Annotated in this window: 13 protein-coding genes; 3 read left to right on the top strand and 10 right to left on the bottom strand. The window is 74.2% G+C overall.

The window, feature by feature from the left end:
- Positions 1-6: 6 nt before the first annotated feature.
- The 5 genes from ACW14Y_RS30760 to ACW14Y_RS30740 all read right to left on the bottom strand — a co-directional run bounded on the left by ACW14Y_RS30760 (position 7) and on the right by ACW14Y_RS30740 (position 4,059).
- A complete protein-coding gene (locus ACW14Y_RS30760) occupies positions 7-684 on the bottom strand; it encodes an NAD(P)H-dependent oxidoreductase (protein WP_380309024.1) in 678 nt (225 codons plus the stop codon).
- Positions 685-869: 185 nt separating this feature from the next.
- The gene (gene upp, locus ACW14Y_RS30755; RefSeq protein ID WP_266273789.1) at positions 870-1,550 is read right to left on the bottom strand and encodes a uracil phosphoribosyltransferase; all 681 of its coding nucleotides are present in this window, start codon (positions 1,548-1,550) and stop codon (positions 870-872) included.
- Positions 1,550-2,251 (bottom strand): phosphoribosylanthranilate isomerase, encoded by a 702-nt coding sequence (locus ACW14Y_RS30750; protein ID WP_380309021.1) that lies wholly within the window; start codon positions 2,249-2,251, stop codon positions 1,550-1,552. Before ACW14Y_RS30750 ends, upp begins: the two co-directional genes overlap by 1 nt.
- 191 nt (positions 2,252-2,442) lie before the next feature.
- Positions 2,443-3,135, bottom strand: a complete 693-nt coding sequence (locus ACW14Y_RS30745) for a type 1 glutamine amidotransferase domain-containing protein (RefSeq protein WP_402721943.1) — start codon at positions 3,133-3,135, stop codon at positions 2,443-2,445.
- Between the two features lie 144 nt (positions 3,136-3,279).
- Positions 3,280-4,059: an alpha/beta fold hydrolase gene (locus tag ACW14Y_RS30740; protein WP_380309016.1), complete on the bottom strand. Its 780-nt coding sequence runs from the start codon at positions 4,057-4,059 to the stop codon at positions 3,280-3,282.
- 595 nt (positions 4,060-4,654) lie between these two features.
- Between ACW14Y_RS30740 and ACW14Y_RS30735 the strand changes: the two genes are divergently transcribed.
- Complete coding sequence (locus tag ACW14Y_RS30735; protein ID WP_456984127.1) at positions 4,655-5,521, top strand: helix-turn-helix domain-containing protein; 867 nt, start codon at positions 4,655-4,657, stop codon at positions 5,519-5,521.
- On the opposite strand, the gene ACW14Y_RS30730 is transcribed toward ACW14Y_RS30735, so the two are convergent.
- A complete protein-coding gene (locus tag ACW14Y_RS30730; protein WP_380309012.1) occupies positions 5,466-6,137 on the bottom strand; it encodes a hypothetical protein in 672 nt (223 codons plus the stop codon). The genes ACW14Y_RS30735 and ACW14Y_RS30730 overlap by 56 nt on opposite strands.
- Before the next feature lie 867 nt (positions 6,138-7,004).
- The gene (locus ACW14Y_RS30725) at positions 7,005-7,871 is read right to left on the bottom strand and encodes a helix-turn-helix transcriptional regulator (RefSeq protein WP_380391240.1); all 867 of its coding nucleotides are present in this window, start codon (positions 7,869-7,871) and stop codon (positions 7,005-7,007) included.
- A 97-nt stretch (positions 7,872-7,968) separates the two neighbouring features.
- On the opposite strand from ACW14Y_RS30725, the gene ACW14Y_RS30720 reads away from it, so the two are divergent.
- Positions 7,969-8,757 carry an NAD(P)H-dependent oxidoreductase gene (locus ACW14Y_RS30720; RefSeq protein WP_456984124.1) on the top strand — a complete coding sequence of 263 codons (789 nt, stop codon included), beginning with the start codon at positions 7,969-7,971 and terminating at the stop codon, positions 8,755-8,757.
- A 192-nt stretch (positions 8,758-8,949) separates the two neighbouring features.
- Here ACW14Y_RS30720 and ACW14Y_RS30715 read toward each other — a convergent pair whose 3' ends face one another.
- Both ACW14Y_RS30715 and ACW14Y_RS30710 read right to left on the bottom strand, forming a co-directional pair.
- Positions 8,950-9,402, bottom strand: coding sequence for a hypothetical protein (locus tag ACW14Y_RS30715; protein WP_456984122.1), 453 nt, complete (start codon positions 9,400-9,402; stop codon positions 8,950-8,952).
- Positions 9,403-9,930: 528 nt separating this feature from the next.
- Positions 9,931-10,959 (bottom strand): ArsR/SmtB family transcription factor, encoded by a 1,029-nt coding sequence (locus tag ACW14Y_RS30710; RefSeq protein WP_456984120.1) that lies wholly within the window; start codon positions 10,957-10,959, stop codon positions 9,931-9,933.
- A 295-nt stretch (positions 10,960-11,254) separates the two neighbouring features.
- Between ACW14Y_RS30710 and ACW14Y_RS30705 the strand changes: the two genes are divergently transcribed.
- Positions 11,255-11,809 carry an RICIN domain-containing protein gene (locus tag ACW14Y_RS30705; RefSeq protein WP_380309709.1) on the top strand — a complete coding sequence of 185 codons (555 nt, stop codon included), beginning with the start codon at positions 11,255-11,257 and terminating at the stop codon, positions 11,807-11,809.
- A gap of 19 nt (positions 11,810-11,828) precedes the next feature.
- Here ACW14Y_RS30705 and ACW14Y_RS30700 read toward each other — a convergent pair whose 3' ends face one another.
- Entirely contained in the window at positions 11,829-12,632 is an 804-nt protein-coding gene (locus tag ACW14Y_RS30700) for a hypothetical protein (protein ID WP_456984119.1), read from the bottom strand.
- Positions 12,633-12,724 lie beyond the last annotated feature (92 nt).

Here is a 12,724-nt window from a genome sequence, read left to right as displayed (position 1 = left end):
GGTGGGTCAGCGGTCGGCGGCGGTCCGTCCCCGGCGCAGCGCGTCGGCGACGTCGATCATGCGGCGGGTCTGGTACGCGAGGGCGGCGAGGTTGTCCTCGGTGACGTTCTCCGCCAGCCGGCCCGGAACCGCCTGCCGGCCGGAGACCGAACTGACGCCGTAGGGGTTGCCGTTGCTGGGGGCCGTCATGATCTCGTCGGTGACGCCGGGCGGCACGATGATCCCGCCCCAGTGGTAGAAGACGGAGTTGAGGGAGAGGATCGTCGCCTCCTGGCCGCCGTGCGGGGCGCCGGTGGAGGTGAAGGAGGCCATCACCTTGCCCTGGAGGCCGCCGCGGGCGTTCAGCGGCCAGGCGAGCTCGATGAAGTGCTTGAGCGGGGCGGCGATCATCCCGAACCGGCCGGGGCCGCCGAGCAGGATCACGTCGGCCCAGGCGAGGTCGTCGACGGAGGCGGTGGGGACGGCCGCGATCGCCGCGGCGTTCTCCTGCCAGGCCTCGGTCCACTCGGTGAACTCCGGGGCCAGGGAGGCCTGGACGTACTCGGGGACGCGGCGCAGCCGGACCACGGCGCCGGCCTTCTCGGCGGCCTCCTCGGCGGCCAGGGCGAGCTTGTGGACGTTGCCGGTGCCCGAGTAGTAGACGATCGAGATCCTCGTCGGCGCGGAGGTGTCGGCGGTGGACACGGTGGTGCTCCTCAGGGTCGGTGGCTTCCGTGGTGGCTGGTGGCTTCGGCGGTGGGTGGCTTCGGCGGTGGTCGCAGGCGGCGGGGCAACAGGGGGTGGGGGTCGCAGGCGGCGGGGGCCGGAGCGGTGGGGTCGCGGGGTTACGGTTCCCGGACCCCGCCCGCCCCGGCGGGTGGGGAGGGTTCTCAGGCGGGGACGTCGGTGCCGAAGTAGCGGTCGCCGAAGTCGCCGATGCCGGGCAGCATGAACGCGTTCTCGTTGAGCCGCTCCTCGATCGAGGAGGTCACGATCCGCACCCCGGGGTGGCGGTCGTGCACGGCCCGGATCCCCTCCGGGGCGGAGAGCAGGTTCACGAAGAGGATGTGCTCCTCCGGCACGCCGTGGTCGAGCAGCACCCCGATCGCGGCCAGCGCCGTGCCGCCGGTGGCGAGCATCGGGTCGAGGAGCAGCACATGGCCCTCGCCGATCCCGGCGGGCAGCGCCGCGTAGTACAGGCGCGGGAGCTTGGTGACCTTGTCCCGCTGGATCAGGATCTTGCCCAGCCTGGTCTCCGGTGCCATCACCCGCAGCTCGGACTCCATGCTGTCCCCGGCCCGGGCGACGGACACGCCGTAGACCGGGGTGGCCGGCGACAGGCCGTGGTAGACCTGCCCGACCGGGGTGCGGACGTCGCGCGGCTCGTACGGCAGCAGGTCCAGCGCGGCGTCCAGGAGGCCGCGGATGATCCGGTTCGCGGAGAGGACGAAGTCCTCCCGGCGGGCCTCGCGGTCGCGGACGACCGCGTGCAGGGCCCGCAGGCGGTTGGTCTGGGGCACCAGGTGGGTCACCCGGGTCACGCCCCGCAGCGGCTCGGTCCCGGTGGTCATCAGGAGGCGCTCCGGCCGTCCTCCGCGGCGACCCGGGCGAAGGCCGCGCGGGCCTCCTGGACGAAGACGCGCACCTTCTCCCGGTCCTTGCGCCGGGTGGCCTTGTCCTCCAGCCCGGTGTGGGCGTCCACGGCGGCGGGGCGGACGGCCTCGATGGCGGCCGCGACGTTCTCCGGGGTGAGCCCGCCCGCCATCATCAGCGGCTTCGGGGAGAGCCGGACCAGCTCGGCGCTGACCGACCAGTCGTGGGTCAGGCCGGTCGCGCCCTTGGCGCCGGTGGCCGGGTTGAAGCTGTCGGTGATGAACATGTCGACCCACTCGGCGGAGGTCTCGACGACGGCCCGCAGCTCGTCGATGTTGTCCGACTTCACCACCAGGCTCTTGAGCACGTAGAGGTCCGGGGCAAGGGTGCGCAGCCGGCTCAGCTCGGCCGGGGTCACGTCGCCGTGCAGCTGGATCGCGCTCACGCCGATCTCGGCGCAGAACGCGGCGATCTCGTCGGCCTCGGTCAGGTAGGTGATGATGACGCCCTTGTTGCCGGGCTGGATCGCCTTGACGATGGCGGCGGCGTCGGCCTCCGAGAGGTCCTCGTTCTTGGCCGGCAGGCGCAGGGCGAAGCCGAGCCAGTCGGCGCCCTCCTCGATGATCAGATCGGCCTCGGCCTGGTCGATGATGCCCGCGACCTGGATCAGTCCGTACATGTCTGCCTCCTCTGGCCTCGGCGGTCCTGGCCGGGGCCGATCTGCGACGGTTTCGGGGGGCCGTCCGGGGACGGCGGGGGGTGTAGCGGGGCCGCGTTGCGGGGCGGGCCCGGCGGGTGCGTTGCGGGGCCGGTAGGTGCATTGCGGGCCGGCGGGTGCGTTGCGGACCGGCCCGGGTGGGCGGGCCCGGGTCAGCGGGTCTCGGCGGCCTTGGCGAGTTCGGCGACGACGAGGCGGGCCACGGGGGCGGCGGAGGCGGGGTTCTGCCCCGTGACGACCCGGCCGTCGCTCTGGGTGTGGGCCTGGTACACGGGCGCCTTGGTGTGCAGCGCGCCCGACTCCTTCAGCCGGTCCTCCAGCAGGAACGGCATGACCTCGACCAGGCCCAGCGAGTCCTCCTCCTCGTTGCTGAAGGAGGCGACCCGCTTGCCGCTCACCAGCAGCGTGCCGTCCGGCAGCCGCAGGTTCACCAGCGCGGCCGGGCCGTGGCAGACGGCGGAGACGACGCCGCCCCGGCCGTGGATGTCCATGGCGATGCGGGCCAGGTCCGGGGAGTCCGGGAAGTCCCACATGGCGCCGTGTCCGCCGACGTAGAAGATCGCCGCGTACTCGGCGGGGTCGACGTCGGCGGCCCGGCGGGTCGCCACGAGCTTGGCCTTGACGGTCTCGTCGGCCAGGAAGCCGACGATCTCGGGGTCGTCCTCCTCACCGGGGAAGACGACGGCCGGCGGCTCGCCGCCGCGCACGGAGACGAAGTCGACCTCGTGGCCGGCGCCGACGAAGACGTTGTAGGGGTGGGCCGCCTCCGAGACGCTGTAGCCCGTCCGGTTGCCGGTGTCGCCCAAGGTGTCGTGACTGCTGACGGCGAGCAGGATCTTGGCCATGGTTCCTCCTGGAGTCGCTGCGGAGTGCTCCGCGAGTGGTCGGACGGGGTGCGTGGGCGGGGTGCGCGGGCGCGGGGCGGGTGGCCGGCCCCGGCCGGTGCCGGGGCCGGGTGGCGCCGGGGCCGGGTGGCGCCGGGTGGAGGATCAGGCCCGGTGGATGAAGTCCTGGATCAGCTGCACGAGTTCGGCCGGCCGCTCGAAGATCACCATGTGGCCGCTGTCGATCTCGGTGTAGCTGGAGTTCGGGATCGCGGCGGCCAGCTCGCGGGAGTGCTCGGCGGGCACGGCGGCGTCCGGGTACGGGGCCAGCACCAGGGTCTCGGCCTCGACCTTGCCGACGATGTCGCGGATGTCGACCTGGACCAGCAGCTCCAGCTGACGGATGCGGCCGCTGGAGGGGCTCAGCTCGGAGCCGAGGTTCTCGACGTCGCCCAGGCTGGGCTGGCTGCGGATGTAGCGCGGGCTGAAGGCCGTGGTGCTCAGGACGCGGCCGAAGGCCTTGGCGTCGTGCTTCTGACTGAGCGTCAGGCCGATCAGGTTCTCGATGTAGAGGTCCGACTTCACCAGTCCGCCGATCGGCACCAGCCGGCGCACCAGCCCGGGGTGGAGCGCGGCGGTGGCGGCGACGACGGCCCCGCCGAGCGAGAAGCCCACCAGGTCCACCGGGCCGAGGCCGGCGTGCTCGATCACGGCGGCGACCTCGTCGGCGAGCTGCTCGACGGTCAGCGCCGTACCGTCGTCCTCGGCGGTCTCGCTGCCGGACAGCTCCGGCAGGATGACGGTGTTGCGGCGGGCGAAGTCCTCGACGAGGTGCCCGAAGGTGACCTGGCCCCCCTTGCCCACACCGTGCACCAGGACCAGGGCCGGCCCCTCGCCGGTCACGGTGTAGTGGACGCGCGAGTTCCCGACGGAGATCGTGGGCATGACGGATCGCCTCCTGTGACGATGTGGAAAGGAATACCCCGACAGACCCGACCGGGGAATCGGAAAATGTGGCGCGGGCATGCGTTCGGAAATGCGCACGGAGAATTCCGCCGGCCCCACCGGATTCGCGTGGGTGCAGGCCGCCGGGTTCCGCGGGATGCAGCTGCGCAGGATTTCGACAACGCCGGCCGGCTTCGCCCGAGGGGCGGCCGGACGGATGGTGCGGGTCCGCACGACGGAGCGCGGGGCCATTGCGACGCGGACACGACATGCCAGAGCACGGGAAAGAAGCGCCTTCGGGCCTCGCCCCCTCGATCACTCGAAGTAGAATTTATCTACTTCCAGCGATCCGGTCAAGCTTGCAGATCACCTTCGAGTGATCCAGCGTCCGCTCCGTAGCGCGCGAAGGTGTGCATCGAATGAACAGGAATAGCAATAAATACCCGCAAACCGGACATCAGGCTATGGCGGGAGCGGGGCCGTCGACGGCCGCACCGAACTCCGGCCGCGGTCACGAGCTCATGCCGATGCCCCGGATGTCGGGATCTTCCGCTGGCTGGGCACTATCATTCTTTCAGACCCCATCCAGTGGAGTATGCCCGTGCCCGACCGCTTGTTCGACGGCAATAAGCTGCGCAACCTCCGAGTCGTCAAAGGAATGTCGCAGGCCACGCTGGCGGCCGGGCTTCATGTGAAAGTGAACGCCGTCTATCGCTGGGAGAACGGCCTGGCAGCTCCCCCGCCGGAGCGTTTGCCGACGATCGCCGCATTCCTGGACGCCGACCTGGACGAGCTCTTTCCGCGCGGCGAATCACCGAATCTCGCCGACCTGCGGTGCGACGCCGGGATGACCCAGGCGGACACCGCGCGCCACACCAACACCGCCTCCCCCATGCCGGTGCGGGCCGCCGAGCAGGGCAAGCGGCCGCTCTCCGAGCAGGCGGTGACGGCCCTGGCCGCCGCCTACGGGGTGACCCGGGCCGAGCTGCTCGCGGCGCAGCGGCGCTCCTTCGGCCAGGCCGAGGAGCCCGCGGCGGAAGCCTCGGCCGAGAGCGCCCGGGTGGCGCGGAAGCTGGAGGCGCTGCGCACCGAGGTGTACGGCGGGGTGGCGCCCTCGGACGCGCACCTCGCGGCCGAGGGGAACCGCCGGAGCGGCTCCGCCGCGCTCACCGAGGACCTGGTCCGCTCGCTGCGGGCCGGCGAGGTCGCCGAGCCGCCGGACGCGGCGCTCGACGCCCTGGCGCTCGCCCTCGACGTGCCGCCGGTCTACTTCCGGCAGGACGATCCGGAGGTGGACGCGCTGATCCTGTCCACCCGGGCCGTGCGCGACAGGTTCACCGTGATGGCCGCGCGCGGCGCGGGCCAGGACCTGCCGAAGGAATCCTGGGACCAGCTCCGGGACTTCATCAGCGGGACGATGGCGGAGATCTTGGCAGAGGACGGGAACGGACGCCCGGAGTGAGGCGTTCGGCCGCCGGCTGCCGGGACTCCCGGCCGGGGGGCTCCGCCGCAGCCCCGGCCCCGGCGGACGCGCGGTGGTCGGCCCCGGCGGGGGCGCGGCGGTCCGTCCCCGGGGACGCGCGGTGGTCCGCCCCCGGCGCCGGTCCGCGCTCGCGCCGCCGGCTGATCAGCCGGGCCGCGTGGTCGGCGCGCAGTTCGATGAAGGCGTCCCGCTTCAGGGACCTGGCCGTCGCCGGGATCCCTCCGACCGGGGCCATCCCGCGCGCCCGCAGGACGTCGGGCGGGCCGACCAGCCCGGCGCCGTCCCCGGCCCACAGGTGCACCAGCTGATGGACCTTCAGCTCCACCTCGTGGGAGAGCGACCGGCCCTCGCGGTGGAGGATCAGGTCGACCGGGCGGGTGTCGTGCTTCACCAGGAGGCCGCAGGTGCCGTCGAGCCCGGTCAGCTGGGCCGCCGGGATCGGCCGCAGCACGATGTGCCGGCCGCTGGCCTCCGCGAGGTTCCCGACCAGGCGGTCGAGGTCGAAGGGGTCCGGGAGGGGCATGGAGGCGACGAGGCGCTCGCCGTCCTGCTCGGCCTGGAGGTGCAGCAGTCCCGCACCTCGGTACCGGTACATCCCCGAGAGAATTCCGGGCGCGTCGTGACCACGGCGAGGAGCCCCGCTCATTTCGGGGATCCCGTACCGCCGATCCCTCTTTCCAGAATTTGGCACCGGGTGTGTAAGTAGCCTACTCTGCGCATTCTACATTCCCCCTTCTGTGCACGGCTCATAAAGTCGTCGCAAAGGCACGCGGAAACGTTCGGAATCGCTCGCAAATTCGCTCGTGGATATGCGAAGGGCGCAACGCGATGATATATGTCTATCGGTCGCAGCAGTTCGCCGTCGAGCCCTCGGGCCCTGAATTCCGCCCTTACGGGCAGGTTGTCGGCCCGGAATCCCCCGCTTCCCGCGACGGCCGGGTCCACGATGTTCACAGCGACCCGGCGCGCAAGGCACGAATCCGATGCCCCCCGTTCATGCCTGTCTGACAGTGGTCCCTCCCGAGGGGCGCCGGCCGACCCCCGGACCGGCGTTACCGAGGTGTGAGCGTGCCGAGGCTACGATAAATCTCGGACAACCACCATGGTGCACGGTTTACGACATGTGGCCGAAACTCACCAGCCACCGGGCGACGGAATACGAATCCCGCCCGACGGTCCGCGACCGGCCCCGCGACGCCGGCCCCGGGCCGCCCGTCGGCCCCTCCGGCATCGTCCGACGTCATGCGTTGTCACGCGGCACCGGACGACGCTGCCCGCGACCCCGGGCACGGCGCGGCCCCGCGGCGGCCCGGCTCCGGGGCCCGACCGGCACGGCCGGGGACAGGGCCCGGATCAAGTCGTGATCAATCCGCCGGATTCACCGTAGCGGTGGACGCGGGAAACGGTGGACCGTCGGCCCCCCGGGCGACGGGATGTCAGCAGCTCACACGGCCGGTCCCCGTCAGCCCGCCGCCACCGCCGCGCCGAGGCGGGCCAGGGCCTCGGCGGCGGCCGCGTCCGAGCCCGCCGAGAAGACGTGCACCACGAGACCGGTCTCGCCCGGCGCGGCCGGGACGTGCAGGGCCTCGAAGTCCAGGGCGACCGTCCCGGTGACCGGGTGGTGCAGCCGCTTGTGCCCCGAGGTGCAGTTCATCACCTCGCCGGAGTCCCAGATCCGGCGGAACTCGGGGCTCTGCGAGGACAGTTCGGCGATCAGGCCGGTCAGCTCCGCGTCGTCCGGCCAGGTCCCCGCCGAGGCCCGCAGCTGGCCGACCGCCTCGGCGGCGCGGTCCGGCCACTCCGGGTGGACGGTGCGGGCGGCCGGGTCCAGGAACAGGAAACGGGCCTGGTTGCGGTCCCGCCGGCCCCCCGACTCCCCCAGGCCGCCGATGAGTTCGGCCCCCAGTGGGTTCCAGGCCACCACGTCCAGCCGGTGGTCGGTCACGAAGGCCGGCATCCCCGCCCCCAGGGCGTCCAGCATGCCGCGCAGCAGCGGGCTCACCCGGGGCGCCGGCGGCGGCAGCCGGCGGGAGCCGGCCAGGGTGTCCAGATGGCGGCGCTCCGCCGCCGACAGGCCCAGGATCCGGGCCAGCGCCTCCAGCACCTCGAACGACGGCTGGGTGGACCGCCCCTGTTCCAGCCGGACGTAGTAGTCGACACTGATCCCGGCCAACTGCGCCAGCTCCTCCCGGCGCAGCCCGCGCACCCGGCGCCGTCCACCGGCCGTCAGCCCGACCAGCTCGGGCGCGACCCGGCCCCGGCGGGCCCGCAGGAACTCCCCCAGCGCGGGGCGCGGAACGGCGGCACGAGCGGCGGCGGTGGTCTCCATACGCTCCATTATGGTGGCCCTCGCGTTACCAGGATCCGGAGTCCGCCGGAACGGCAGGGACCTGGCTGCGCCCCGCCGCCCCGGGGAGGCTGGGGCCATGAGCAACCACACCTCGCAGCAGCCGCCCCGGCGCGTCCTGGTCGTCACCGCCCACCCCGAACCCCGCTCGCTCACCGCCGCGCTGGGTGACTTCGCGGTCGCCCGACTGCGCGCCGCCGGGCACGAGGTGGAGGTCTCCGACCTGTACGCGATGAAGTGGCACGCCGCCCTGGACGCCGACGACTTCCCCGACCACCCGGCGGACGCCCGGCTCGGGGTGCTCGGCGCCCAGGACGAGGCCACCCGCACCGGGCGGCTCTCGGCCGACATCGCCGCCGAGCAGGAGAAGCTGCGCCGGGCGGACGCGGTGGTGCTCCAGTTCCCGCTGTGGTGGTTCTCGGCGCCCGCGATCCTCAAGGGCTGGATCGACCGGGTGCTGACCTTCGGCTTCGCGCACGGCCCGGACGTCCCGCCGCCGTACAGCGAGGGCGCCCTGGGCGGCAGGCGCGGGCTGCTCGCGGTGAGCGTCGGGGGCCGCGAGTCCGCGTTCACCGACCGGGGCGCGCACGGGCCGCTGGCGGACCTGCTGTTCCCGTTGCAGCACGGGGTGTTCTGGTTCAGCGGCATCGCGGCCCTCGAACCGTTCGCCGTGTACCGGTCGGAGGGCCTGTCGGCCGAGGAGTTCGAGGCCGCCGCCGAGGCCTACGGACAGCGCCTGGACGCCCTGTTCACCGAGGAGCCGGTCCCGTTCCGCCGCCTGGACGGCGGCGACTACGAGCGCGACATGCGCCTGCGCGAGGGGCTGGAGCAGCCGGGCACCACCGGCCTCGCCCTCCACCTGCGCTGAGCGCACGCCGGTCCCCGGCCCCCGGGGGCGCCGACCGTACAGGGGTCGACCGGCGCCCCCGGGGGTCGGTCGCGCCGAAGAGTCGGCCGGGTCGCAAGGCGGGCAGCGTCCGACCTCAGCCCGCACCGAAGGCGGGCAACGCCGGAAGGCGGGCAGCCTCCGACGGTCGCCCGAACCGGAAGGCAGGCCGCGTCAGAAGGTCGCGAGGTCCAGGGCCCCGCGGAGCGAGGCGTAGCCGACGCAGGCCAGCAGCCAGACCCCGACACCGGCCGTGCCGGCGGCCAGGACCCGGCCGACCCGGCCGCGCCGCTCCTTCGGACGGCGCAACTGCCGCACGCCGAGCAACAGCAGCAGGACGGCGGCGAGGCCAAGGCCGTAGGCGAGCAACGGGTCCTGGCGGTGGGCGAGTTCGGCCAGCACGAAGACACCGGCGAGGGAGGCGGTGGTCAGCAGCGCGAGCAGCGTGCCGAGCAGCAGCTCCCCCAGCAGCTCGCCGAAGAACCCGCCGATCGCCGTCAGGCAGCCGCGCACCGGCCCGTGCACCGGGTCGCCCACCCGTGTCGGGTCCCCCGGCAGGTGGACCGGGCGGAGGCCGGGCCGCCCCGGGTCGGGTATGCCGCGCCCCTCCTCGGCCGCGCTCCCCACCGCCCCCTCCTTTGTCGGGTCCCCCGGCAGCTGGACCGGGCGGAGGCCGGGCCGCCCCGGGTCGGGTATGCCGGGCCCCTCCTCGGCCGCGCTCCCCACCGCCCCCTCCTTTGTCGGGTCCCCCGGCAGCTGGACCGGGCGGGGGCCGGGCCGCCCCGGGTCGGGTATGCCGGGCCCCTCCTCGGCCGCGCTCCCCACCGCCCCCTCCTTTGTCGGGTCCCCCGGCAGCTGGACCGGCCGGCCGGGCTCGGTCCCACCCGGGTCCGGTATGCCGGGCCCCTCCTCGGCCGCGCTCCCCACCGCCCCCTCCTTCACCGGGCGGACCTCGGTCGCCCGTGTCGATGCAGGCCGACAGGCTACCGGCGGCCTCGGCGCCCGGCCGGCCGGGCGCCGCAGCGCGGACGCGGGCGGGTCGGTCGCGCCGGGCACTGGTGGACGGCGGATGACGGATGGCCGGCCGCCCTGGCGGGAAGAACCGGCGGAAGGGCCCTGCTCCCTCGGACCGTCCGCGCGACGGGGCCGGGCCCGTCAGCCCGGCCCCGGGCCGGACGTCGGCCCGACCGGGCGGTCGTCGAGCAGGGCCCGGCCGAGCGGGGTCAGGGTGTGGCGGACCCCCGGGCCGGAGCGTTCGGTGGTCAGCAGGCCGGCCGAGCGCAGGACGGTGGCGTGGTGGCTCGCGGTGGCGGGCGAGGTACCGGTGCGGCGCGCGAGTTCGGCCGTGCCCGCCGGGTCGGCGACCGCCCGGAGGGTGCGGGCGCGGGTGGTGCCGAGCAGCGCGACGAGCGCGCCGTCGGGCTCCGCCGGGGCCGAGGCCGCCCAGACCGCCCGGTAGGTGTCCAGGTCGCGGGCCAGCGGGTAGTGCAGCACCACCGGGTACTCGGGGCCCCGGTTGTCCGTCAGGGCCAGCGGCTCGGGCCAGAAGAAGGTGGGCACCAGAACGATCCCGGTACCCCGCAGGCTCAGGTCGGCATCGATCGGACAGGGCAGCGACAGCACCGGTGACTCCCAGCGGACGTCCGGGTGCAGCGAGCCGAGCAGGCCGTCCAGTCCGGTGTCGGCGGCCGCCAGCGCCCGCCGGGTGCGCTCGGTGTGGGTCGCGGCGAGCAGCTGCGGCCAGTAGGGCGCGACCGCGAAGGCGTGGTACTCGCGGAGCCTGCGCTGCACCAGCCCGCGCCACTCGCGGTCCCCCCGGTGCAGCTCGCGGACCCAGCGGGGCGCCTCCGGGCGCAGGTACTCCAGGGCGCACAGGTCCGCCTCCCACAACTTCCGGGGCATCGACCAGGTCTGCTCCAGGCTGTCCGCCAGACTGCCGGCGCCCGCGTGCAGGAACGCCTCCGGCGCCTCGGTCGCGCCCGCCGAGGTCGCCAGCTCGAACAGCACGCGCAGTTCGGGGCGCAGGCGTCCTCGGGTCCTGCTGCGCCATCCGTCCAGCGCCACGCCGCCCAGGTCGCGGGTCTGCACGAGCGACAGGCTCAGCACGGTCTCCGCGAGCGGGTCGGGTGCCCGCGCGATCCGTACCCTGGTCAGGTCGTCGTGGGTGAAGTGGATGCGCAGCAATCCGGTCCTTCCGTCGGCGTCCCCGGCGGGGCACGGCGGCGGTGGTCCGGCCCGGTCCCCCGCTCGGGCGGCCGGGCCCGCCGCGCCCTTGGGTCCACCGTATGCGCACTCGCCCGGCCGGACGGGCGCGTTGCCCGGCCCTGACCGGTTCGTGGCACGCCACGGACAATGCCACGCCCGAATTCGACGGACCCCGAAGGGTCTTGGGCCTGACGCTTCCGGACGCCGAGACTGGCGGCCGGGGCGCCCCGCCACGGGGCGTCCGGGCCACCACCAGACCGGGAGTGCACCGATCATGCGATCCAGCCGCCAGTCCACCGCCCGCTCCGTCGTCCGCCGCGAGGGCCGTCGCGAGGGCCGCGCCGTCGTCCGCTCCGCCGTCGTCGCCGGGTCGGTGCTCGCCGCCGCCACCGTGCTGGCCGCGCCCGCGCAGGCGGCGCCGGTGCTGCACAGCTACGTCAACGTCGTCCAGGGCAAGTGCCTGGACATCCGCGGCGCCTCCACCGCCGAGGGCGCGGTGCTCCAGGAGTTCGACTGCAAGAACGACGCGAACCAGCGCTTCTGGTCGGACACCGGGGCCGACGGGGCCACCGAGCTGCGGGTGCAGAAGTCCGGCCTGTGTCTCGAACCGACCACGCTCAACACCTACAGCCCTGTGGTCCAGCGGGCCTGCTCCGGTGCCGCGACCCAGCGCTGGGAGCTGCTCCCGCACGGCCCGAACGCGGTCGTGTTCAAGAACGTGGCGTCCGGCCTGTGCCTGCAGGACTACTACTCGGCCGGTGGCGCCCGACGCGACGTCAACATGTGGCAGTGCCAGGAGAGCGCCTACCAGCAGTGGGTGCTGCGCTGAGCACGACGCGGCGCGACCGTCAGACCGCGGAGCCCGGGGCCTCGGTGGCACCCGGGCTCCCGGCGGTGGCGCCCGCCTTGACACCAAGGGTGCGTTCGGCCTTGGCCACGGCCGCGCGGTAGTAGAGCGAGGCGAGCTGCGAGTCGTCGGAGTCGCGCTGGAAGTACCCGTAGGCGAGGGCGACCTCGCCGAGGCGCTCGATGCCCAGGTAGCCGTTCAGCCGGACCCCGGCGAGGTCGCCGTCGAGGCGGACGGCCGGGGCCCCGGCGCGGTCGCCGAGGGCGATCGGGGTCACCGAGAAGGTCACCGCCGCACCGGTGTTGTCGGTGAAGGTGATGCTGTGGCAGTCGGCGAACGCGGCGCCGACGGTGGCGAAGTCGGCGTCCAGCCGGGACGCCTCCTCGGCGCTGAGGGACTCGGTGACCATCGGACTGCCGTCCGGCCCGTCGAACTGCGCCTCCTGGTGCGGCCCTTGGACGGAGGCCCCGGACGGGTTCCGGTTCAGCAGCGCGCGCAGGGCGTCGCAGCCGGCCACCGGGGAGGCGTCCGCCTCCGGCGAGGGGTTCGGGTCCACCGGGGCCTCGGTGAAGTCGGGGCCGAGTTCGGCGGTGGTCAGCAGGGCGGCCCGCAGCTGCTCGTCGGTCGGCAGCAGCGGCGCCGACGCCGGGACGGCGGAGAGCGCGGAGGCCGCGGAGGCCGTGGAGACCGCGGAGGCGGGCGTGGGAGCGGGTGGCGCTCCCGCCGCGAGCTGGGCGGTGCCGAGGGTGAGCACGGTGGCGACGGCCGCCGCGGTGAGCGCGCGGAGATGCCTCGGGAGGGACATACGGGCCCCCGATCGATGAGGTCGGGCAGGGACAGGCGTCCAGTGTCCCACCGGCCCCCGGGGAGCGCCCGCCCGGAGCGCTCAGCCGCAGG

It is taken from the genome of Kitasatospora sp. cg17-2 (assembly GCF_054031055.1).
This window is presented reverse-complemented; position numbering and strand designations above follow the sequence as displayed.

What these genes read in the sequence shown, in the direction of transcription:
- ACW14Y_RS30725 (WP_380391240.1), bottom strand. Translation starts at nt 7,871, where the DNA reads ATGGAGACCACCGCCGCCGCTCGTGCCGCCGTTCCGCGCCCCGCGCTG.
- ACW14Y_RS30700 (WP_456984119.1), bottom strand. Translation starts at nt 12,632, where the DNA reads ATGTCCCTCCCGAGGCATCTCCGCGCGCTCACCGCGGCGGCCGTCGCC.
- ACW14Y_RS30750 (WP_380309021.1), bottom strand. Translation starts at nt 2,251, where the DNA reads ATGTACGGACTGATCCAGGTCGCGGGCATCATCGACCAGGCCGAGGCC.
- ACW14Y_RS30740 (WP_380309016.1), bottom strand. Translation starts at nt 4,059, where the DNA reads ATGCCCACGATCTCCGTCGGGAACTCGCGCGTCCACTACACCGTGACC.
- ACW14Y_RS30735 (WP_456984127.1), top strand. Translation starts at nt 4,655, where the DNA reads ATGCCCGTGCCCGACCGCTTGTTCGACGGCAATAAGCTGCGCAACCTC.
- ACW14Y_RS30745 (WP_402721943.1), bottom strand. Translation starts at nt 3,135, where the DNA reads ATGGCCAAGATCCTGCTCGCCGTCAGCAGTCACGACACCTTGGGCGAC.
- ACW14Y_RS30720 (WP_456984124.1), top strand. Translation starts at nt 7,969, where the DNA reads ATGAGCAACCACACCTCGCAGCAGCCGCCCCGGCGCGTCCTGGTCGTC.
- upp (WP_266273789.1), bottom strand. Translation starts at nt 1,550, where the DNA reads ATGACCACCGGGACCGAGCCGCTGCGGGGCGTGACCCGGGTGACCCAC.
- ACW14Y_RS30705 (WP_380309709.1), top strand. Translation starts at nt 11,255, where the DNA reads ATGCGATCCAGCCGCCAGTCCACCGCCCGCTCCGTCGTCCGCCGCGAG.
- ACW14Y_RS30730 (WP_380309012.1), bottom strand. Translation starts at nt 6,137, where the DNA reads ATGTACCGGTACCGAGGTGCGGGACTGCTGCACCTCCAGGCCGAGCAG.